Here is a 22,159-nt window from a genome sequence, read left to right on the forward strand (position 1 = left end):
CTCGCGTTCGTACGTGTCGCGGGGGCACACCCATGTGGCCCCCGAGCACGGGCCTCAGCCGATGTCCGGCGGGTCGATCCTGATGCGCACCGGGTCGCCGCCGCCGCGCGCAAGGCGTGCCGCCTGGGCGGCCTTGAGGGCGGCTGCCAGGGCCGCGCCGCTGCCCGGCGGGACCCGCACCAGCGCCCGCTCCCACCGCTCCCCCGCCGGCGGATCGCCGGGCCGGCGCGGCCGTCCGGGATCGGCGACCGGCAGCGGGACGGGCCCCAACACCTGGGCGTCGGGCGGCAGTTGGGCCGCCATGAGGAAGGCCTCGACCGCCTCCGGGCGCCCGATGGCCTCGGCCATCCGGGAGACCGGCGGGAAGCCGAGCTCGGCCCGCTCGGCCAGTTCGCGCAGGGCGTGCCCGACCGGGTCCCAGCGGACCAGCGCCTGCACGGGCCGCAGCGTGGGCTCGGCCACCACGACCACCGTGCCGCCCTCGTCCTGGCCGCGCACCAGCGAGGCCGCCGAGATCCAGCGGCGCAGCGCCTCCTCGCCCGCCCTGAGGTCGGGCCGGCTGAGCATCGCCCAGCCGTCGAGGAGCAGCGCGGCCGCGTAGCCGCCCTCGGCGACCGGCTCGGCGCCCGGCGTGGACACCACGAGGGAGGGCTGGCCGGGCACGCTGTCCAGGACGTGGTCGCGCCCCGAGGTCCGTACGGGCACCGCGGGGAAGGCCCGGCCGAGCTCCTCGGCGGTCCGCCGGGCGCCGACGATCTGGGCCCGCAGCCGGTTCGCGCCGCACTCCGCGCAGTGCCAGTCGGCCTCCGCCGTCCCGCACCACGTACACCTCAGCTCCCGCTCGTCCGGCGCCTCCAGCGGGCCCGCGCAGCGTCCGCACCGGGCGGGCGTACGGCAGCGCGCGCAGGCGAGCCGGGGCGCGTACCCCCTCCTCGGCACCTGCACGAGGACGGGACCGCTCTTCAGCCCCTCCCGCACGGCCTGCCAGGCCAGGCTCGGCAGCCGGGCCGCCCGCGCCGCCTCGTCCCGCGCCAGCTCCCCGTCCCCCACGGTGCGTACGAGCGGGGCGGCGGCCCGCGCCACGGTGCGGTCGGCGTCCAGCGGCGCGGCCCAGCCGCTCTGCACCAACTGGGCGGCCTCGACCGTGCAGCTCGTACTCCCGAGCAGGAAGCCGCACTTGTCGTGCGCGGCCCGCAGTTCGAGCACCTCGCGGACATGCGGGAACGGGGCGTTGTCGTCGCTGTGGCTGGAGTCCCCGTCCTCCCACACGACGACGAGGCCGAGCTGCTCGACCGGCGCGAACATCGCCGCGCGGGTGCCGACCACGGCCCGCACCGCGCCGCGCCGCACCGCGAGCCACTGCCGGTAGCGCCGCTCGGGGCCCGAATCGGCGGTGAGCAGCGCGTGCCGGCCCTCGCCGAGCAGCGAGGTCAGCGCCGCGTCGACCCGGCCCGCGCTGCGCCCGTCCGGCACGACGACGAGAGCGCCGCGCCCCGAGGCGAGCGTCGCCCCGACGGCGCGGGCGATCTCCTGTGCCCAGTGCGGCCCGGGCAGCGCGGTCCACACCGCGCGGGGAGACCCGCCGGTGGCCAACGCCCTGAGGAACGCGGGCCCTTGCCGATACCGCTCCCACGTCCCGGCGGCCGGCTCGGCCGGGGGCGGGGCCGGCGCGGGCGACGGCTTCGCCTCGGCCCTGGCATTGCGGGGCGGCACGGCGAGCTGCAGCACATCGGCGAGGCTGCCCGCGTACCGGTCCGCGACGGCCCGGGCGAGCGACAGCATGTCCGCGCTGAGCACCCGCTCCGGCGAGACGACGCCGGCCAGGGCGGCCAGCGGGCCCGAGTAGTCCGACTCGGCCCGCCGCTCGACGAGGAACCCATCGATCAGACCGCCGCCCTCCCGACGCCCGTCCCGCACGTTGCGCGCCCCGGCCCCGAACCGCACCCGCACCCGCACCCCGGGCTGCGCCTCGGCATCAAGTTCTTCCGGCACGGCATAGTCGAAGTACTGATCAAGATGCAGCACGCCCTTGTTCACCACGACCCGGGCGACCGGCAGCTCCTTGGCGAGCGCCGCCCCCCGCCAGGTCCGCGGCTTGGCCTTGGGCACCTTGGCCTTGCGCACCGTCTCCCGAATGAGCGCAAGCTGCTCCGGCCCCGCACCCTCGGCGCCCCCACCCTGCCGTTCGTTCTCGCTGCTCACAGCCAAATTCCTACCAGACGGGACTGACAACAGCCTCGGCCGCGGGTAGCTGGCCGGTTCGGGCCGGGCTCCCCTCGACAGCCTGAAAGGGGTGCGATTCCCTCCGGATGAGGAAACGGGAAACGTCCCCATTCGCCTTGTTCCGCTCAGTCGGCTGCCGCACGCTGATTCGCGTCGTCGCCGGCCTCCCGGACGGCAGCGACGGAGGTTCACGTGCAGCAGCACCCGTACGGCTTCGGAGAAGAACTTCGCCGACGACGTCTGGCGGCGGATCTCTCCCTGGAACAGCTCGGCAAGCGTGTGCACTACAGCAAGGCCCAGCTCAGCAAGGTGGAACGTGGTCTCAAGCGTCCGAGTCTTGAGCTCGCCCGCCTGTGCGACACCGAACTCACTGCCGACGGCGCCCTGGCCCGGCTGCTGGAACCGGCAGGTTCACCGATGTCCCTGCCCTCTCCCGGGCGCGACGACGAGGTGTGGTTGATGTATCTCGACAAGGACGGCGACAGCACGCTCCAGCCGGTGAAGCGCCGCAGCCTGATCGCGGTCGGCGCGGCGTCGGCTCTCTCACTCCAACTGGGCGGCGACCCGCTACCGGTGGACACCGGAGCGGGCACGCTCGTCGAAGCATCCCGGATGCTCTTCGACCAGTTCCGCCGAATCGGCCAGGCCGCGACGCCCCGGAGCCTGCTGTCGGCGCTGATCGCCCAGACCCACTCCCTGGAACAGCTGGCCCGGCTCGCCGGACCCCGGACGAGGAACGAGCTGCTGGTCCTCGCCTCGCGGTACGCGGAATACACGGGCTGGATGGCACAGGAGGCCGGTGACGACCGTACGGCCCTGTGGTGGACGGACCGTGCCGTGCAGCTCGCCCATGGGGGCGGCGACGACGCGCTGGCCGCGTACGCCCTGGTCCGGCGGTCGCTGATCTGCCTGTTCGGCGGCGATCCGGCACAGGCCACGCAGCTGGCCGAGCAGGCACTGCACAGTGCGGCGGCTCCGCGGGTCCGCGGACTGGCAGCCCAGCACCGGGCCCAGAGCCTCGCGGTGACAGGTGAGCACAGCGCGGCCATGCGGTCCCTGGACCAAGCGCGAGAACTGCTCGCGGCGGACAATGCCCGCTCCGACACACCCACACTCGGGGCCTCGCACGTGCCCGATGTCGTCGCGATGTACACGGGCTGGTGCCTGTACGAACTGGGCAGGCCGGGGCAGGCCGCCGAACTCCTCGACCGGGAAACGGCCGGGCTCTCCGCCCATGCGCTGCGCGCCCGGGCCCGGCACGGCGCACGCCGCGCCCTCGCACACGCCGCCGCCGGTGACATCGACCAGGCCTGCGTCATCACGTCGGAGCTGCTCTCGTCCGCCGCCGCGGTCGACTCGGCGACCATCGCCACCGATCTGCGGCGACTCGCTCGGCTACTCGCCCGGCACCCGCGCAACGTCGGTGTACGTGAGGTGGCTCCCCGGCTCACCGCGGTTCTGCCGCGCCACTCCTGACGAAGTCCACAGAGAAGGGACCGACCCCGTGCACGAGCTCTTCATCAACTACCGCACCCAGGACGGCAAAGAGACTGCCCACAGGTTCGACGACGAGTTGTCCAAGCGGTTCGGCACGGACAGCGTGTTCCGCGCCCAGAAGTCCATCGCCCCCGGAACCAATTACGTCGACACCCTGGTCAAAGGCGTGCGCCGCTGCCGGGTGTTACTCGCGCTGATCGGAACCGATTGGCTCGATGCCCCGGACCAGAAGCGGCCCGGCCGCCGGGCTCTCACGAACCCGGGCGACTGGGTGCGGCGCGAACTCGAAGAGGCTTTCGCCGCCGGGGTCCTGGTGGTGCCGGTCCTCCTCGGACGCCATGTGGAGCAGCTCGACCCGTTGCGGCTCCCCCGGTCCCTGAAGAGCCTGGCCGAGTGCCAGTACGAGCGGTACGCCATGCGCACCGGCGAAGCCGATCTCGCTCGGCTCGGCGACCGGCTGGTCCGCCAGGTGCCCGACCTCGCCCCGCTGGACCGCCACGGGGCCGAATCCAAGCCCACGAGCGTGGAATCCCCCGGCGCCACGACTATCCGCAATGACCAGCAGAGCGGCGGCATAGGCGGCGTCCACGGTGACGTCGGCTCGTTCATCAACGAGGCGCACGGCCCCCTGCACACCGGATCCGGCAGCCAGGTCAACGGCCCTCAGATCAACGGCGACGGAACCAATTACGTGGCCGGGGACAATCACGGTGGCATCCGCCAGCGGTTCGGCGACGCGAAGCGCCCCGGGGCCGAGAAGTGACCGAGCCGTACAGCGCGTACATCAGCGAGTCCTACGGCGCTGTGCACACCGGCGACGGAACCCAGCTCAACATCTCCCTCGCTCTCGCCTCGGATCGGTTACGGCACGAGGCAGGGCCGAGTCTGCGCAGCATCACGGACCGCGACGGCGACTGGCTGGACCAGAGGTTCGTCGCCCCTGGCGGAATGCAGCGAGCACGCACGCTGCTCCGGACCAACTCCGTCGTACTGCTCTCGGCTCGCCCCGGAGCGGGCAGGCGGGCCGCCGCCCTGATGCTCCTGCACGAACTCGCGGACGGATCAGGCGGGTTGTACGAACTGCCGGACACCGAGGACGACAGCGGGTCGGTCCTCGACGCGAGTGAGGTGAGTGAGGGCGACCGGCTGATGCTCGATCTGTCGGCCGTCGACGAGGCCCGCTATCTCTCCCTCCAGCGCCGACTGCCGGACTTCCGGGCCAGACTCGTCGAGCGGCGGGCCCTGCTCGCCGTCGTGCTGCCGCACCATCACTCCTACCTGCAGAGGGTCGAGCTCAAGCCCTACACCGCGGAGCTCACCAAGCCTTCTTCGCGTGACGTACTCAGTCGGTATCTCCAACTCGACAACATCCGACCGACGGTGGCGGAATTGGGTGTCCAGAGCCTCGTGAACCATCTGGCGAGAGTTCCGATGCGGGAGGTCGCCGAGCTCGCGGACCGCATCCGCAGCCTGCGGGACGACGGCATACCCGGCGGCTTCCCCAGCTGGCGCGACCGGGCCATCAAGCGGGTGGCCGACCGGAGCGCCGAGGTCGCCGCGGACCTGGCCACCCACGACTCGGGCCGTCGACGGGCCCTGCTGCTCGCCCTCGCGATGTTCCACGAATCCCCGCCCGCCACGGTGCTGCGCACCGCCTCCGCACTGCTGTCGGCCCTGTCCCACCCACCCGACGAACGGCCGCGCCTGGAACAGACGGACCTGAACCGCGAGTTGACCGAGCTGGGCGCGGAAACCGGCCCCGACGGGCTCGTCCGGTTCCGAACGCACAACTACGACCGAGGCGTCCGGGAACACTTCTGGACGTACTTTCCGGATCTGACCGAACAGCTCCGCCGCTGGTTCCACGACTGCCTGGCACGGCCCCGGATCGGCGAGGACGAACACGGTCCCGCCATCGTGCGGTTCGCCGAGCAGTGTCTGAGGGCCGGCCGGCCCGACGACCTGCTGTGGCTGGCCGAGGCCTGGACCGGCCGCCACGGCCAGGTCCGGCTCATCCCGGATGCGGCGCAGGCGCTCAACCGCGGTCTGGCCGACGAGCAGTACGGCCAGAGATTCCGGCAGCGGATCTATGACTGGTCGATCACCGGAAGCCTGCCGCAGAACCTCAAACAAGTACTCGTACTGGTCTGCTCGGAGACCATGCGGCGCAGCCACCCGCACCAGGCGCTGGTACGGCTCCACCACCTGGACCGCCGGGCGGACGGGCGGGTGGCGGACACCGCGCGCACTGCCCTGCTCGACCTCGCGCTCGGCAACAGCCGTATGTACCGCCTGTTGCTCCAGCGCGTCCGTCGCAGCCTGGTGGAATCGGCTTGGGCCAGGGACCTCGGTCTGTTCCTCGCGCTCACCCAGTCCGTGCGGCTCACCGCCTCGCAGGAGGTGCGTGCGGGACTCACCGCCGGCTGGGCCGCGGTCTTCCAGAAGCTTCCGCGTGAGGAGTGGCACCCGTATGCGGTCCGCTGGTTCACGGCTGTCGTGGACGGCTCCGGCTCGGAGCGGCTGCTCGACGTGCTCGTGGACGGCTGCCGGAATGAGGCCGCCCTGCTCGGTGGCCTCTATCAGCTCGCCCGCGACTGGGAGCGGTCCCGTCCGCCAAAGCCCGGCGACGAGCCCCGCATCGTGGGCCTGCTCGTCCAGAAGATCAACTTCGCCCAGGGGCTCAGTTTCCTGGTGCCCGCTGTCTGACACTCCTCGGGGGAGAACATGATCGGCTCAGGTCGCAACACCATGACGGTCTTCGTCACCCTTCTGCTCGGGCTGCTGCTCGTCATCGCGGGCGTCGCACTGCAGTGGCCGCGCTGGGCCTGGCCCGTCCTGGCCGCCGTGCTGGTCACGGCCGCCCTGGCGGTCAATCGGCTCATGGCCGGGGACCGTGACCGGTTCCCGCCCCACCTGGCCATGGAACCCGATCTGCCCATACCGCCCGCCCCGCGCCAGGAGATCCGCGTCAGCGGCGTCGCACTGCCGAGTGCGGTCGCGGACTACGACTTCCTGTTCTCGGCCACGGTGCGCTGGAGCCTTCTCGAATCGCCCGACGGGGCCGCCCTCATCAATCCGTCCGGGCTCGCCGTCGATGCCGTCCTGCACCGGGCCCGGGAGATAACCGCGGGCCAGCCCCCGTCCCGGAGCGCGCTGGTACAACACCGGCTCGACGGCGCTCTCGCCACGATGCAGGCCGACTCCAGCGGACGGCTGCTCGCCATGGCCCTGGACGTCTCGCTCTGCCTTCCCGATCCGGATCTGGAACGGCTGGCCAAACTCTCGACCGTACGCAAGGAGCGGGACGTCTGGGAGCACGAGCGCAGCCACGAACGCAACAAGCGCGACTACCTGGGCGGCGACGTCCTCAAGGACACCGGCAGCGCGGTGGTGTGGTGGCTGTCCCGCAACGAGGACCGGATCGAGGAGACCGTGGACCGGATCGGCGTCCTCGCCAGGCTTACCGCCGCGGCCAACAACGACGAGGTGGCACCGGAGTTCCGGCACCTGGTGCCGCCTCCCCCTGTTCCGCCGCAGCAGGACTTCGACGAGGAGAGCCCACTCGGCCCGGAAACCGCCCAGGAGCGGCACGAGGAACCGCCAGAGGCATCGCCGGGCCATCGCCTGGACGACGTGATCGCCTGGTTCGGCTTCGGCCCGCACGACCCCGACCTGGCCCTGTTCGCGGAGCACCTGGTCCAGGTGGCCGAGGCACACGGAAAGAGCGAAGCCGCCGCCCGGATCAAATACCGCTTCGACGGCCGGATGCCCGAGGACCCCGCCGAGACCCCGCCCCCGGGGTCATGACCGGATTCCGGCAGCAAGCACACGAGGGCCCCGGACCGAACCCGGTCCGGGGCCCTCGTGAGGATGCCGTGTCGGCTACAGGCCCGCGGCCTTGCGCAGGGCCTCCACGCGGTCCGTGCGCTCCCACGTGAAGTCGGGGAGCTCGCGGCCGAAGTGGCCGTAGGCGGCGGTCTGGGCGTAGATCGGGCGGAGCAGGTCGAGGTCGCGGATGATCGCGGCGGGGCGCAGGTCGAAGACCTGGTTGATCGCGGTCTCGATCTTGTCGTTGTCGACCGTGTTGGTGCCGAACGTCTCGACGAACAGGCCGACCGGCTCGGCCTTGCCGATGGCGTAGGCGACCTGGACCTCGCAGCGCGCGGCGAGGCCGGCGGCCACGACGTTCTTGGCGACCCAGCGCATGGCGTAGGCGGCCGAGCGGTCGACCTTGGACGGGTCCTTGCCGGAGAAGGCGCCGCCGCCGTGGCGGGCCATGCCGCCGTACGTGTCGATGATGATCTTGCGGCCGGTCAGGCCGGCGTCGCCCATCGGGCCGCCGATCTCGAAGCGGCCGGTCGGGTTCACCAGGAGGCGGTAGGCGTCGGTGTCCAGCTTGATGCCGTCCTCGACGAGCTGCTTGAGGACGTGCTCGACGACGAACTCGCGGATGTCGGGGGCGAGCAGCGACTCCAGGTCGATGTCGCTCGCGTGCTGCGTGGAGACGACGACCGTGTCGAGGCGGACGGCCTTGTCGCCGTCGTACTCGATGGTGACCTGGGTCTTGCCGTCGGGGCGCAGGTACGGGATGGTCCCGTTCTTGCGGACCTCGGTCAGGCGGCGCGCGAGACGGTGCGCGATGTGGATCGGCAGCGGCATCAGTTCGGGCGTCTCGTCCGTGGCGTAGCCGAACATCAGGCCCTGGTCGCCGGCACCCTGCTTGTCGAGCTCGTCCTCATCGCCCTCGACACGCTTCTCGTACGCCGTGTCGACACCCTGCGCGATGTCCGGGGACTGCGCGCCGATGGACACCGAGACGCCGCAGGAGGCGCCGTCGAAGCCCTTCTTCGACGAGTCGTAGCCGATCTCCAGGATCTTGTCGCGGACCAGCTGGGCGATCGGCGCGTAAGCCTTGGTCGTGACCTCTCCGGCCACGTGCACCAGGCCCGTGGTGATGAGGGTCTCCACGGCGACGCGGGAGGTCGGGTCCTCGCGCAGAAGCGCGTCGAGGATCGTGTCGCTGATCTGGTCAGCGATCTTGTCGGGGTGACCCTCGGTCACTGACTCCGAGGTGAAGAGACGACGGGACACAACGCTCCCTGGGGTTGCAGCGGCTGCTGGCTGATCATGGTCGGTCGCGCCGGGAGCTGCGCCCGGCTGCGGTTCCGAGACCAGTTTATCGGTCGGTTCTGCTCGTTGGACCACGTGTCTCGATCCGTGGAGTCCGGAGATCTCCGGATCTGCTCGTACGAACGTCTGTCTCGGCTGTCGACGACACTACGCGCGGGCCCGGGATCATGCCCCCGGGCCCGGGTCCGGGAGGGCTACGGGCGGTCGGCAGGCGCGGCGGCTGTTTGTCCGAAACGCTGGCCCACCAGATCCCACACCGTGTCGGCGAGGGCTTCCTTCGGGCCGTACGGGACCGGCGTCTCCGAGCCGTCGGCCCCCAGGACCACGGCCTCGTTCTCCTCGGAGCCGAACGTCTTGCGCTCGCCGACCTCGTTGACGACGAGCAGGTCGCACCCCTTGCGCCGGAGTTTGAGGCGGCCGTTGGCGAGCACGTCGTCGGTCTCCGCGGCGAAGCCGACGACCAGTTGCTCCGGACGGGCCCGCTCGGCGGAGATCTCGGCCAGGATGTCCGGATTGCGGACCAGGGTGAGCGGCGCGGGCTCCTCGCCGTCCTTCTTCTTGATCTTCCCGGCGGCGTACGACTCGGGCCGGAAGTCGGCGACGGCGGCCGCCATGACCACGGCGTCGGCGTCCGGGGCCGCCTTCAGGACGGCTTCCCGCAGCTGTACGGCGGTGCCGACGCGGACCACATCGGCGCCCGCCGGGTCCGGCAGCCCGGTGTTCGCCTCGATCAGGGTGACCCTGGCCCCCCGCGCGACGGCGGTCCGCGCGAGGGCGTACCCCTGCTTGCCGGAGGAGCGGTTGCCGAGATAGCGGACGGGGTCGAGCGGCTCGCGCGTGCCGCCCGCGCTGATCACCACGTGCCGCCCGGCCAGATCCCGCTCGGCACTCCCCCGCGCGAGCACCCGGCGGCACACCTCGAACAGCTCGCCCGGGTCGGGCAGCCGCCCCTTGCCGGTGTCGACGCCGGTGAGCCGTCCGACGGCGGGCTCGACGACGACCGCGCCCCGGCGGCGCAGCGTCGCCACGTTCTCCTGCGTCGCGGGGTGCTCCCACATCTCGGTGTGCATCGCGGGCGCGAAGACGACCGGGCAGCGGGCGGTGAGCAGGGTGTTGGTCAGCAGGTCGTCGGCGAGCCCGTGCGCGGCCTTGGCCAGCATGTCGGCGGTGGCCGGGGCCACGATCACGAGGTCGGCGTCCTGCCCGATCCGGACGTGCGGCACCTCGTGGACGTCGGACCAGACCTCGGTCGAGACGGGATGGCCGGACAGTGCCGACCAGGTGGCGGCCCCGACGAAGTGCAGCGCCGACTCGGTCGGCACCACCCGTACGTCGTGCCCCGACTCGGTGAGCCGGCGCAGCAGCTCGCACGCCTTGTAGGCGGCGATGCCGCCGCTGACCCCCAGAACGACCTTCGGCTTGGCCATCGGAAAACTCGCCTCTCCCCGCGCGCGCCTGATGCGTGTACGTACCCATGACACACCACAGGCCCGGCAGTCGCGCTGCCGGGCCTGTGGTGGGATGTTCTGTCGCCTACTGGGCGGGGCCCTCGATGGCCTCGGAGGTCAGCAGACCCGCGTTGATCTCGCGCAGCGCGATCGAGAGCGGCTTCTCGTGGACGTGGGTGTCCACCAGCGGGCCGACGTACTCAAGCAGACCCTCACCGAGCTGCGAGTAGTACGCGTTGATCTGGCGGGCACGCTTGGCCGCGTAGATCACCAGGCTGTACTTCGAGTCGGTTGCCTCAAGGAGCTCATCAATCGGAGGGTTGATGATGCCCTCGGGCGCGGTAATGGAAGAGGACACTCTCTGCCTTCCGATGGGGATCGAAGATGTGAGCTGAATCAAATGAGTCGAATCGGCGTCAGACAAATGACGTCGTACGACTCGATCAAACAACTCGCATCAAGGCTAGCAGCTCACGGGCCACGTCCTCGACCGAGGTGTTGACCAGTGTCGTATCGAACTCGGCCTCGGCGGCCAGTTCGACCTTCGCGGCGGCCAGGCGGCGCTCGATGACCTCCGGCGCCTCGGTGCCCCGGCCGGTGAGCCGACGGACCAGTTCGTCCCAGCTCGGCGGCGCGAGGAAGACCAGCTGGGCCTCGGGCATCGACTCGCGTACGAGCCGGGCGCCCTGGAGGTCGATCTCCAGGAGGACGGGCTCGCCCGCTTCGAGGTGTTCGAGCACGGCCTTGCGCGGGGTTCCGTAACGGTTGCCCGCGAACTCGGCCCACTCAAGGAGCTCGCCGTTGGCGACGAGCTTGTCGAACTCCTCGTCGTCGACGAAGAAGTACTGCACGCCGTGCCGCTCGCCGGGGCGCGGCTTGCGGGTCGTCGCCGACACCGAGAGCCAGACCTCGGGGTGGACCTTGCGCATATGAGCGACGACCGTGCTCTTGCCGACCCCGGAGGGGCCGGAGAGCACGGTCAGCCGCGGACGTGCGTCCGGGGGTACGGGGGTGGTCCCCCGGGGTGTTGCTGCCATGCGGCGATTATTCCAGCTTCTCGGGTATGCCCGAGACGTCAGGCCCCGGAGCCGCCGAACTCGCGCTCAAGGGACGCGATCTGGTTGGAGCCGAGCCCCCGCACGCGGCGGCTCTCGGAAATCCCGAGCCGCTCCATGATCTGCTTGGCGCGGACCTTGCCCACGCCGGGCAGGGACTCAAGGAGCGCGGAGACCTTCATCTTCCCGATGACGTCGTTCTCCTGGCCCGACTTGATGACCTCGTGGAGCGAGGCGCCGGAGTGCTTGAGTCGATTCTTGACCTCGGCCCGCTCCCGGCGAGCCGCGGCGGCCTTTTCGAGCGCGGCTGCGCGCTGTTCAGGGGTAAGGGGCGGAAGAGCCACGCCTACGTCACCTCGGATGTCGAACTGTCGGATACGGACCGGTGAGGAACCTAATCGCCCCACACCAGGCGAGCAACGAACAACGCACTCGCGCACGTGCTCGTCTGCTCTCGTCGGAGACTAGCGGCCAAGGCCGCTCCAGTCAGCGAGAACAGACGAAAAGTCCTGGTCAGCCTCAGCCGACCGGGACTTTTCGGACAAAACACCCTGGTTTTGAGTAAGGAAATTGTCAACGTTCGGTGTGCGCGCACCCCACGGCCTCTCCGGACGGGCGGTCCCGCCGTTCCGAGAACCGGTCCGGCGACCGTCCTCGCACGTCCGGGAAGCACGGCGCCCCGGTGCGACGTATGTCACACCGGGGCGCCGTGGTGGATCAGGCCTGCCCGATCGCCGCGCGGACCTCGTCGGCGTAGCGGGCCGCCGCCTCGCGCAGGGCGCTCACGTCCGGGCCGTGGCGCAGGACGCCGCGGCTGACGCTCGGGACGACGTTGCGCACGGCGGAGCCGAAGACGCCGGGGAGGTCGGCCGGGGTCGCGCCCTGGGCGCCGATGCCGGGGGCGAGCAGCGGGCCGTTGATGTCGAGGTTCACCCCGGCGTCGCCCAGCGTCGCGCCGACCACCGCGCCGACCGAGCCCATCGGCGAGGCGCCCGCGTTCTCGGCGGCCATGTGGTCCAGCATCAGCTGGGCAAGGGGACGGCCGTCGGCCGCCGTCGAGCGCTGGACCTCGGCGCCCTCCGGGTTGGAGGTCAGGGCGAGCACGAAGACGCCCGAGCCGGACTTCGCGGCCAGGTCGAGCGCCGGGCGCAGCGAGCCGAAGCCGAGGTAGGGCGAGACGGTCACGGCGTCCGAGAAGAGCGGGGACGCCGGGTCCAGGTAGGTGGCCGCGTACGCCGCCATGGTGGAGCCGATGTCGCCGCGCTTGGCGTCCATCAGGACCAGCGTGCCGGCCGCGCGGGCCTCCTCGACGGCCTTCTCCAGGACGGCGGTGCCGCGCGAGCCGAACCGCTCGAAGAACGCGGACTGCGGCTTGAGGACGGCCACCCGGTCGGCCAGCGCCTCCACCACGATGCGGGTGAAGCGCTCAAGACCGGCGATGTCGTCGTTCAGGCCCCAGTCCGCGAGCAGGGACGCGTGCGGGTCGATGCCCACGCAGAGCGGGCCGCGGGTGTCCATCGCCTCGCGCAGTCGGGTACCGAAGGGGATCATGCGGCGGCCTTCTTCCGGGTCTCGGCGCCGACGGCCTCGGCGAGCGTTGCGTACGGGGAGGTGGCGAGCCGGGCGGCGAGGCCCTTGTGGATCGCGCGGCCCCAGAAGGGACCCTCGTAGATGAAGGCGCTGTAGCCCTGGACCAGGGTGGCGCCGGCCAGGATGCGCTGCCAGGCGTCCTCGGCGTTCTCGATGCCGCCGACGCCGATCAGGACCAGGCGGTCGCCGACGCGGGCGTACAGGCGGCCGAGGACCTCCAGGGAGCGCTCCTTGAGCGGGGCGCCGGACAGGCCGCCGGTCTCCTTGACGAGGTCGGCGGAGGACTTCAGGCCGAGCCCGTCCCGGGCGATCGTGGTGTTCGTGGCGATGATGCCGTCGAGGCCGAGCTCGACGGCGAGGTCGGCGACCGCGTCGATGTCGGCGTCGGCGAGGTCGGGCGCGATCTTGACGAGCAGCGGGACGCGACGGCCCTGGACGCTGCGGTCGGCGGCCTCGCGCACGGCGGTCAGGAGCGGGCGCAGCGACTCGGTGGCCTGGAGGTTGCGCAGGCCGGGCGTGTTCGGCGAGGAGACGTTCACGACGAGGTAGTCGGCGTGCTCGGCCAGGCGCTCGGTCGACTTCACGTAGTCGGCGGCGGCCTCGGCCTCGGGGACGACCTTGGTCTTGCCGATGTTGACGCCCACGGTCGTACGGAACACCGCCTTGCGTGCCGCCAGGCGCTCGGCCACCGCCGCCGAGCCCTCGTTGTTGAAGCCCATGCGGTTGATCAGCGCGCGGTCCGGCACGAGCCGGAACAGGCGCTTCTTCGGGTTGCCGGGCTGGGGCTCGCCGGTGACGGTGCCGATCTCGATGTGGTCGAAGCCGAGCATGGACATGCCGTCGATCGCGACGGCGTTCTTGTCGAAGCCGGCGGCGAGGCCGAAGGGGCCGTGCATGCGCAGGCCGAGCGCCTCGGTGCGCAGCTCCTTGTGGCGGGGCGCGAGCACGGCGGCGACGAAGGTGCGCAGGACGGGGATGCGGGCCGCGAGGCGGATCCAGCGGAAGGCCAGGTAGTGGGCCTGCTCCGGGTCCATGCGCTTGAAGACGAGGTTGAAGAAGAGCTTGTACATGTTTCTCGGTGTCCTCAGGGGCTCATGACGAGGGGGACACCGATTTCCGGTGTCCCCCTCGTCGCCGTCTGCTAGTCGCGGGCCGCGGTCAGGTGTTCCGCGTGTTCCTGGAGCGAACGGACGCCCACGTCACCGTGGTTGAGGGCGTCGATGCCCTGGACCGCGGCCGCGAGCGCCTGGACCGTGGTCAGACAGGGTACGGAGCGGGCGACCGCCGCCGTGCGGATCTCGTAGCCGTCGAGGCGGCCGCCGGTGCCGTACGGCGTGTTGACGATGAGGTCGACCTCGCCGTCGTGGATCAGCTGGACGATCGTCTTCTCGCCGTTCGGGCCCTCGCCCTCGCTGAGCTTGCGGACGACCGTGGCGTTGATGCCGTTGCGGCGCAGGACTTCGGCGGTGCCGGAGGTGGCCATCAACTCGAAGCCGTGGGCGACCAGTTCGCGCGCCGGGAAGATCATCGTGCGCTTGTCCCGGTTGGCGACCGAGATGAACGCGCGGCCCTTCGTCGGCAGCGGACCGTAGGCGCCCGCCTGCGACTTGGCGTACGCGGTGCCGAACACCGAGTCGATGCCCATGACTTCACCCGTGGAGCGCATCTCCGGGCCGAGCACCGTGTCGACGCCGCGCCCGTGGACGTCGCGGAAGCGGCTCCACGGCATCACGGCCTCCTTGACGGAGATCGGCGCGTCCAGCGGCAGGGTGCCGCCGTCGCCCTCCTTCGGGAGCATGCCCTCGGCGCGCAGCTCGGCGACGGTCGCGCCGAGCGAGATGCGGGCGGCGGCCTTCGCGAGCGGCACCGCGGTCGCCTTCGAGGTGAAGGGGACGGTGCGCGAGGCGCGCGGGTTGGCTTCGAGGACGTAGAGGATGTCGCCCGCCATCGCGAACTGGATGTTGATCAGTCCGCGGACGCCAACTCCCTTGGCGATGGCCTCCGTCGAGGCGCGCAGGCGCTTGATGTCGAAGCCGCCGAGCGTGATCGGGGGCAGCGCGCACGCCGAGTCGCCGGAGTGGATGCCGGCCTCCTCGATGTGCTCCATGACGCCGCCGAGGTAGAGCTCGGTGCCGTCGTAGAGGGCGTCCACGTCGATCTCGATGGCGTCGTCCAGGAAGCGGTCGACGAGGACGGGGCGGGACGGCGAGATCTCGGTGGACTCGGCGATGTACGAGGACAGCCGCTCCTCGTCGTACACGATCTCCATGCCGCGACCGCCGAGCACGTACGACGGGCGTACGAGGACGGGGTAGCCGATCTCGTCGGCGATGGCCTTGGCGCCCGCGAAGGTGGTGGCGGTGCCGTGCTTGGGCGCGGGCAGCCCGGCCTCGGCGAGCACGCGGCCGAAGGCGCCGCGGTCCTCGGCGGCGTGGATGGCCTCGGGCGGGGTGCCGACCACCGGGACGCCGTTGTCCTTGAGCGCCTGGGCCAGGCCCAGCGGGGTCTGGCCGCCGAGCTGGACGACGACGCCCGCGACCGGGCCGGCCAGGGTCTCGGCGTGGACGATCTCCAGGACGTCTTCGAGCGTGAGCGGCTCGAAGTAGAGGCGGTCGGAGGTGTCGTAGTCCGTCGAGACGGTCTCCGGGTTGCAGTTGACCATCACGGTCTCGTAGCCCGCGTCGCTCAGCGCGAAGGAGGCGTGGACGCAGGAGTAGTCGAACTCGATGCCCTGGCCGATGCGGTTCGGGCCCGAGCCCAGGATGATCACGGCGGGCTTGGTGCGCGGCGCGACCTCGCTCTCCTCGTCGTACGAGGAGTAGAAGTACGGGGTCTTGGCGGCGAACTCGGCGGCGCAGGTGTCGACCGTCTTGTAGACCGGGCGCACTCCGAGCGCGTGCCGGACCTCGCGGACGACGTCCTCGCGCAGGCCGCGGATCTCGGCGATCTGGGCGTCGGAGAAGCCGTGCCGCTTGGCCTCGGCGAGCAGCTCGGGGTCGAGCTTCTCGGCGGCGGCCAGGTCGTCCGCGATCTCCTTGATCAGGAAGAGCTGGTCGACGAACCACGGGTCGATCTTCGTGGACTCGAAGACCTCCTCGGGGGTGGCGCCCGCCCGGATCGCGTACATGACCGTGTTGATGCGCCCGTCGGTCGGCCGCTTGGCCTCCTCCAGGAGGACGTCCTTGGCGCCGACCGGGCCCGTGAAGTCGAACTGCGAGCCCTTCTTCTCCAGGGAGCGCAGCGCCTTCTGGAGCGCCTCGGTGAAGTTGCGGCCGATCGCCATGGCCTCGCCCACCGACTTCATGGTGGTGGTGAGGGTGGAGTCGGCGGAGGGGAACTTCTCGAAGGCGAACCGGGGGGCCTTCACGACGACGTAGTCGAGCGTCGGCTCGAAGGAGGCCGGCGTCTTCTCGGTGATGTCGTTGGGGACCTCGTCCAGCGTGTAGCCGATGGCGAGCTTGGCGGCGATCTTGGCGATCGGGAAGCCGGTGGCCTTCGACGCGAGCGCGGAGGACCGCGAGACGCGCGGGTTCATCTCGATGACGATGACGCGGCCGTCGGCCGGGTCGATCGCGAACTGGATGTTGCAGCCGCCGGTGTCGACGCCGACCTCGCGGATGATCGCGATGCCGATGTCGCGCAGCCGCTGGTACTCGCGGTCGGTCAGCGTCATCGCCGGGGCGACGGTGATCGAGTCGCCGGTGTGCACGCCCATCGGGTCGAAGTTCTCGATGGAGCAGACGACCACGACGTTGTCGTGCTTGTCGCGCATGAGCTCCAGCTCGTACTCCTTCCAGCCGAGGATGGACTCCTCCAGGAGCACCTCGGTGGTCGGCGAGAGCGTGAGGCCCTGCCCCGCGATGCGGCGCAGCTCCTCCTCGTCGTGCGCGAAGCCGGAGCCGGCGCCGCCCATGGTGAAGGAGGGGCGCACGACGACCGGGTAGCCGCCGAGCTCGTCGACGCCCGCCAGGACGTCGTCCATGGAGTGGCAGATGACCGAGCGGGCGGACTCGCCGTAGCCGATCTTGGCCTTGACGGCCTCGACCACGCCCTTGAACAGGTCGCGGTCCTCGCCCTTGTTGATGGCCTCGACGTTGGCGCCGATGAGCTCGACGCCGTACTTCTCCAGGACGCCCTGCTCGTGCATGGAGATCGCGGTGTTGAGCGCGGTCTGGCCGCCGAGGGTGGGCAGGAGGGCGTCGGGGCGCTCCTTGGCGATGATCTTCTCGACGAACTCGGGGGTGATCGGCTCGACGTACGTGGCGTCGGCGATCTCCGGGTCGGTCATGATCGTCGCGGGGTTGGAGTTGACCAGGATGACCCTCAGGCCCTCGGCCTTGAGGATGCGGCAGGCCTGGGTGCCGGAGTAGTCGAACTCGGCGGCCTGGCCGATGACGATCGGGCCGGAGCCGATGACCAGGACGGACTGGATGTCGGAGCGCTTAGGCACGCTGGCCCTCCATGAGCTCTACGAAGCGGTCGAAGAGGTACGCGGCGTCGTGCGGTCCCGCGGCTGCTTCGGGGTGGTACTGGACGCTGAAGGCCGGCTGGTCGAGCAGCTGGAGGCCTTCGACGACCTGGTCGTTCAGACAGACGTGGGAGACCTCGGCGCGCCCGTAGGGCGTCTCGGAGACCTTGTCGAGCGGCGCGTCGACGGCGAAGCCGTGGTTGTGCGCGGTGACCTCGACCTTGCCGGTCGTACGGTCCTGCACCGGCTGGTTGATGCCGCGGTGGCCGTACTTCAGCTTGTACGTGCCGAAGCCGAGCGCGCGGCCCAGGATCTGGTTGCCGAAGCAGATGCCGAACAGCGGCGTCTTGCGCGCGAGGACGGCCTGCATGACGGCGACGGGGCCGTCGGCGGTGGCCGGGTCGCCCGGGCCGTTGGAGAAGAACACGCCGTCGGGGTTCACGGCGTACACGTCCTCGGCGGTGGCGGTCGCGGGCAGCACGTGCACCTCGATGCCGCGCTCGGCCATGCGGTGCGGGGTCATGCCCTTGATGCCGAGGTCGACGGCGGCGACGGTGAACTTCTTCTCACCGATCGCGGGGACGACGTACGTCTCCTTGGTGGCGACCTCCGCGGAGAGGTTCGCGCCGACCATCTGGGGCGCTTCCTTCACGCGGGCGAGCAGCGCCGCGTCGTCCGCGACCGCCTCGCCGGAGAAGATGCCGACGCGCATGGCGCCGCGCTCGCGCAGGTGGCGGGTGAGCGCGCGGGTGTCGATGCCGGAGATCCCGACGACGCCCTGCTTGACGAGCTCGTCGTCCAGGGAGCGGCGCGAGCGCCAGTTGGACGGGATGCGGGCGGGGTCGCGCACGACGTAGCCGGCCACCCAGATGCGCGAGGACTCGGGGTCCTCGTCGTTCACGCCGGTGTTGCCGACGTGCGGGGCGGTCATCACGACGACCTGGCGGTGGTACGACGGGTCGGTCAGGGTCTCCTGGTAGCCGGTCATGCCGGTGGAGAACACGGCCTCGCCGAAGGTCTCCCCCACGGCCCCGTAGGCGCGGCCGCGGAAGATACGGCCGTCCTCCAGGACGAGTACGGCGGGAGCTTTGGCGGCTCCCCGGGTGGAGGTCGTCATCGTGCGGCGCCTTCCGTCGTGTTGGTGGGTTGTTCAGAGGTCTCGGTCATGGAGTTGATGGCTTCGACCCAGGCCGGGTGCTGCTCGGCCCGGTCGGAGCGGAAGCCCGAGTCGATGAGCTTGTCGCCGTGTTGCCAGGTGACGACGAGCAGGCCGCCCTCGGTGAGGACCTTGCCCGCGATGCCCTTGTCGAGCCGGGCCTCGCGCAGCTGCGCGGCCGGGACGAAGAAGTCGTTCGCCCCGGGGCGTACGACGTCCAGGCCCGCGTCCGTCAGGGTGAGCTCGGCCTTGCTGCGCACGCCCAGGCCGTGCGCCACGATGCGGTCGAGCCACTGCCCGGCGGTGGTGGAGCCGTGGTAGCGGCCGCTCAGCTTCAGTTTCGCCTCGCCCGGCGCTTCGGGCGCGGTGGGGAGAGCGGGCAGGTCGGCCTGGAGGCGGCCGCGCCACTGCCAGCCCTGGCGCATCAGCCAGTAGACGAGCGCCACGAAGAGCGCGAGACCGACGAGCCAGCCGATCCGTCCGCCCCAGTTGGTCACCTCGGCGGACTTCTCCTCGGCGGCCAGATTGATCAGTGATGCGTACGTCACGCCAGCTTCCCGTCCACGACCGTTGCCCGGCCCCGCAGGAAGGTGTGGGTGATGCGTCCGGGCAGCTCGCGGCCCTCGTAGGGGGTGTTGCGGCTGCGGGAGGCGAAGCCCGCGGGGTTCACCTCACCACGGTATGCCGGATCGACGAGCGTCAGGTTGGCGGGTTCGCCTGCCGAGACGGGGCGTCCGTGGCCCGTGGCCTGCCCGATCTGGGCGGGCTTGTGGGACATGCGGTCGGCGACGCCGGCCCAGTCGAGCAGTCCGGTCTCGACCATCGTGTGCTGGACGACGGAGAGCGCGGTCTCCAGGCCGACCATGCCCATGGCGGCCGCGGCCCACTCACAGTCCTTGTCCTCGTGCGGGTGCGGGGCGTGGTCGGTGGCGACGATGTCGATCGTGCCGTCGGCGAGCGCCTCGCGCAGCGCCATGACGTCCTTCTCCGTGCGCAGCGGCGGGTTGACCTTGTAAACCGGGTTGTACGAGCGGACCAGCTCGTCGGTGAGGAGCAGGTGGTGCGGGGTGACCTCGGCGGTCACGTCGATGCCGCGCGACTTGGCCCAGCGGACGATCTCGACCGAGCCGGCGGTCGACAGGTGGCAGATGTGCACGCGGGAGCCGACGTGCTCGGCGAGCAGCACGTCGCGGGCGATGATCGACTCCTCGGCGACGGCGGGCCAGCCGCCGAGACCGAGCTCGGCCGAGACGATGCCCTCGTTCATCTGGGCGCCCTCGGTCAGGCGGGGCTCCTGGGCGTGCTGCGCGACGACGCCGCCGAAGGCCTTCACGTACTCCAGGGCGCGGCGCATGATCACGGCGTCGTCGACGCACTTGCCGTCGTCGGAGAAGACCGTGACGCCGGCGGCGGAGTCGTGCATGGCGCCGAGCTCGGAGAGCTTCTTGCCCTCAAGGCCGACGGTGACGGCGCCGATGGGCTGCACGTCGCAGTAGCCGGACTCCTTGCCGAGCCGCCAGACCTGCTCGACGACGCCCGCGGTGTCGGCGACGGGGAAGGTGTTGGCCATGGCGAAGACCGAGGTGAAGCCGCCGCGTGCGGCCGCCTGGGTGCCGGTGAGGACGGTCTCGGAGTCCTCGCGACCGGGCTCGCGCAGGTGGGTGTGCAGGTCGACGAGGCCGGGCAGCAGGATCTGGCCCTCGGCGTCGACGACGGTCGCGTCCCCCGCCTCCAGGCCGGTGCCGACGGCGGCGATCGTCTCGCCGTCGATCAGGACGTCCTGGACCTCGCCGCCCAGGACCTTCGCACCACGGATAAGGATCTTGCTCATGGTTACTTGTTCTCCGAATCGGTGGGACGGGCGTGGCTGACGGCGGGCTCGTTGCCGCCGAGCAGCAGGTACAGGACCGCCATGCGGGTGTGGACGCCGTTGGCGACCTGCTCGACGACCGTGCAGCGGTCGGAGTCGGCGACCTCGGCGGTGATCTCCATGCCGCGCACCATCGGGCCGGGGTGCATGACGATGCCGTGCTCGGGCATCTTGGCCATGCGCTCGCCGTCGAGCCCGTAGCGCCGCGAGTACTCGCGCTCGGTCGGGAAGAAGGCGGCGTTCATGCGTTCGCGCTGCACACGCAGCATCATCACCGCGTCGGACTTCGGCAGCACGGCGTCCAGGTCGTACGACACGTCGCAGGTCCAGTGCTCGACGCCGACCGGGAGCAGCGTCGGCGGGGCCACCAGGGTGACCTCGGCGCCCAGCGTGTGCAGCAGGTCGACGTTGGAGCGGGCCACCCGGCTGTGCAGCACGTCGCCGACGAGGGTGATGCGCTTGCCGGCCAGGTCCTGGCCGAGCGCGTCCTTGCCGACCAGGCGGCGGCGCATGGTGAACGCGTCGAGCAGCGCCTGGGTGGGGTGCTGGTGGGTGCCGTCACCGGCGTTGATGACCGGGGCGTCGATCCAGCCGGAGGTGGCCAGGCGGTAGGGGGCGCCGGACGCACTGTGCCGGATGACGACGGCGTCGACGCCCATCGCCTCCAGGGTCTGCGCGGTGTCCTTCAGGGACTCGCCCTTGGAGACCGAGGAGCCCTTGGCGGCGAAGTTGATGACATCGGCCGACAGGCGCTTCTCGGCGGCCTCGAAGGAGATCCGGGTGCGGGTGGAGTCCTCGAAGAACAGGTTGCAGATCGTCCGGCCGCGCAGCGCGGGGAGCTTCTTTATCGGCCGGTCGGAGACGCGGGCCATCTCCTCGGCGGTGTCGAGGATGAGGACGGCGTCGTCGCGGGTGAGGTCGGCGGCCGAGATGAGGTGACGCATCATCTGGGGGTTCTCCAGGTGTGGTGGAGGTTTGGGCATGCGGGCGCGCAGAAGCAGGCCGTACGGGTCCGGGTGGGCCGTACGGAGTCGTGTGGGGCCTACTGCTCGCCGGCCGGGGCGGTCTGCTTGACACCGAGCAGCACGGCGTCGCGGCCGTCCTCCTCGGCGAGCTGGACCTTGACCGTCTCCCGCAGCGACGTGGGGAGGTTCTTGCCGACGTAGTCGGCGCGGATCGGGAGTTCGCGGTGGCCGCGGTCGACGAGGACCGCGAGCTGGACGGCGCGGGGGCGGCCGATGTCGCCGAGCGCGTCGAGGGCGGCGCGGATGGTGCGGCCGGAGAAGAGGACGTCGTCGACGAGGACGACCAGGCGGCCGTCGACGTCGCCGGGGATCTCGGTGCGGCCGAGCGCCCGGGCGGGCTTCATCCGCAGATCGTCGCGGTACATGGTGATGTCGAGGGAGCCGACCGGGGTCTTGCGCCCGGTGATTTCCTCCAGCTTCACGGCGAGCCGCTCGGCGAGGAAGACACCGCGGGTCGGGATGCCGAGGAGCACCACGTCGTCGGCGCCCTTGGCGCGTTCGACGATCTCGTGGGCGATACGGGTCAGGACGCGGGCGATGTCGGGGCCTTCGAGAACGGGCCGCGCCGCATCGGAGTGCGCCGGATCCTGCTGGTTCTGCGGGTGCTGCGTGTCCATATGAAACGGACCTCCTTCTCCGCCTCACGGGACGGACCTTAAAGGACGTCGGAATTGCGTCACCAACGGTACCAGGGGCC

General features: G+C 71.0%; 18 protein-coding genes. 4 read left to right on the plus strand and 14 right to left on the minus strand.

Features of this window, described 5'->3' with window-relative positions:
* Positions 1-54 precede the first annotated feature (54 nt).
* Positions 55-2,202 carry a primosomal protein N' gene (locus tag ADK54_RS06175; RefSeq protein ID WP_053724498.1) on the minus strand — a complete coding sequence of 716 codons (2,148 nt, stop codon included), beginning with the start codon at positions 2,200-2,202 and terminating at the stop codon, positions 55-57.
* 213 nt (positions 2,203-2,415) lie between these two features.
* Here ADK54_RS06175 and ADK54_RS06180 point away from each other — a divergent pair, with 213 nt between their 5' ends.
* Genes ADK54_RS06180 through ADK54_RS06195 form a run of 4 tightly spaced genes read left to right on the plus strand, consistent with a single transcriptional unit; the run spans position 2,416 to position 7,527 of the window.
* Entirely contained in the window at positions 2,416-3,699 is a 1,284-nt protein-coding gene (locus ADK54_RS06180; protein ID WP_053724499.1) for a helix-turn-helix domain-containing protein, read from the plus strand.
* 28 nt (positions 3,700-3,727) lie between these two features.
* A complete protein-coding gene (locus ADK54_RS06185; RefSeq protein ID WP_053724500.1) occupies positions 3,728-4,483 on the plus strand; it encodes a toll/interleukin-1 receptor domain-containing protein in 756 nt (251 codons plus the stop codon).
* Positions 4,480-6,426, plus strand: coding sequence for a hypothetical protein (locus tag ADK54_RS06190; RefSeq protein WP_053724501.1), 1,947 nt, complete (start codon positions 4,480-4,482; stop codon positions 6,424-6,426). Before ADK54_RS06185 ends, ADK54_RS06190 begins: the two co-directional genes overlap by 4 nt.
* Before the next feature lie 18 nt (positions 6,427-6,444).
* Positions 6,445-7,527, plus strand: a complete 1,083-nt coding sequence (locus ADK54_RS06195; RefSeq protein WP_159047641.1) for a hypothetical protein — start codon at positions 6,445-6,447, stop codon at positions 7,525-7,527.
* A gap of 75 nt (positions 7,528-7,602) precedes the next feature.
* Here the strand turns inward: ADK54_RS06195 and metK are convergent, their stop codons facing one another.
* The 13 genes from metK to pyrR all read right to left on the minus strand — a co-directional run bounded on the left by metK (position 7,603) and on the right by pyrR (position 22,079).
* Complete coding sequence (gene metK, locus ADK54_RS06200) at positions 7,603-8,811, minus strand: methionine adenosyltransferase (protein ID WP_053724502.1); 1,209 nt, start codon at positions 8,809-8,811, stop codon at positions 7,603-7,605.
* A 233-nt stretch (positions 8,812-9,044) separates the two neighbouring features.
* Positions 9,045-10,277 carry a bifunctional phosphopantothenoylcysteine decarboxylase/phosphopantothenate--cysteine ligase CoaBC gene (coaBC, locus tag ADK54_RS06205; RefSeq protein ID WP_053724503.1) on the minus strand — a complete coding sequence of 411 codons (1,233 nt, stop codon included), beginning with the start codon at positions 10,275-10,277 and terminating at the stop codon, positions 9,045-9,047.
* A 106-nt stretch (positions 10,278-10,383) separates the two neighbouring features.
* Positions 10,384-10,656: a DNA-directed RNA polymerase subunit omega gene (gene rpoZ / locus ADK54_RS06210; RefSeq protein ID WP_005319902.1), complete on the minus strand. Its 273-nt coding sequence runs from the start codon at positions 10,654-10,656 to the stop codon at positions 10,384-10,386.
* Positions 10,657-10,741: 85 nt separating this feature from the next.
* Entirely contained in the window at positions 10,742-11,335 is a 594-nt protein-coding gene (gmk, locus tag ADK54_RS06215; RefSeq protein ID WP_053724504.1) for a guanylate kinase, read from the minus strand.
* A 38-nt stretch (positions 11,336-11,373) separates the two neighbouring features.
* Positions 11,374-11,697, minus strand: a complete 324-nt coding sequence (locus ADK54_RS06220) for an integration host factor (protein WP_053724505.1) — start codon at positions 11,695-11,697, stop codon at positions 11,374-11,376.
* A 373-nt stretch (positions 11,698-12,070) separates the two neighbouring features.
* Positions 12,071-12,904 carry an orotidine-5'-phosphate decarboxylase gene (pyrF, locus tag ADK54_RS06225; RefSeq protein ID WP_053724506.1) on the minus strand — a complete coding sequence of 278 codons (834 nt, stop codon included), beginning with the start codon at positions 12,902-12,904 and terminating at the stop codon, positions 12,071-12,073.
* The gene (locus tag ADK54_RS06230) at positions 12,901-14,013 is read right to left on the minus strand and encodes a quinone-dependent dihydroorotate dehydrogenase (RefSeq protein WP_053724507.1); all 1,113 of its coding nucleotides are present in this window, start codon (positions 14,011-14,013) and stop codon (positions 12,901-12,903) included. The genes pyrF and ADK54_RS06230 overlap by 4 nt, the downstream gene beginning before the upstream one ends.
* A 71-nt stretch (positions 14,014-14,084) precedes the next feature.
* A complete protein-coding gene (gene carB / locus ADK54_RS06235; protein WP_053724508.1) occupies positions 14,085-17,393 on the minus strand; it encodes a carbamoyl-phosphate synthase large subunit in 3,309 nt (1,102 codons plus the stop codon).
* A complete protein-coding gene (gene carA, locus ADK54_RS06240) occupies positions 17,386-18,528 on the minus strand; it encodes a glutamine-hydrolyzing carbamoyl-phosphate synthase small subunit (protein ID WP_053724509.1) in 1,143 nt (380 codons plus the stop codon). The genes carB and carA overlap by 8 nt, the downstream gene beginning before the upstream one ends.
* Positions 18,525-19,115, minus strand: a complete 591-nt coding sequence (locus ADK54_RS06245; protein ID WP_053724510.1) for a hypothetical protein — start codon at positions 19,113-19,115, stop codon at positions 18,525-18,527. Before ADK54_RS06245 ends, carA begins: the two co-directional genes overlap by 4 nt.
* The gene (locus ADK54_RS06250) at positions 19,112-20,398 is read right to left on the minus strand and encodes a dihydroorotase (protein WP_053724511.1); all 1,287 of its coding nucleotides are present in this window, start codon (positions 20,396-20,398) and stop codon (positions 19,112-19,114) included. Before ADK54_RS06250 ends, ADK54_RS06245 begins: the two co-directional genes overlap by 4 nt.
* A gap of 2 nt (positions 20,399-20,400) precedes the next feature.
* A complete protein-coding gene (locus ADK54_RS06255) occupies positions 20,401-21,384 on the minus strand; it encodes an aspartate carbamoyltransferase catalytic subunit (protein WP_053724512.1) in 984 nt (327 codons plus the stop codon).
* 95 nt (positions 21,385-21,479) lie between these two features.
* Positions 21,480-22,079 carry a bifunctional pyr operon transcriptional regulator/uracil phosphoribosyltransferase PyrR gene (pyrR, locus tag ADK54_RS06260; RefSeq protein ID WP_053724513.1) on the minus strand — a complete coding sequence of 200 codons (600 nt, stop codon included), beginning with the start codon at positions 22,077-22,079 and terminating at the stop codon, positions 21,480-21,482.
* Between the last annotated feature and the right edge of the window lie 80 nt (positions 22,080-22,159).

This window comes from Streptomyces sp. WM6378, assembly GCF_001279695.1.
In the GTDB taxonomy this organism is placed as follows: Bacteria; Actinomycetota; Actinomycetes; order Streptomycetales; family Streptomycetaceae; genus Streptomyces.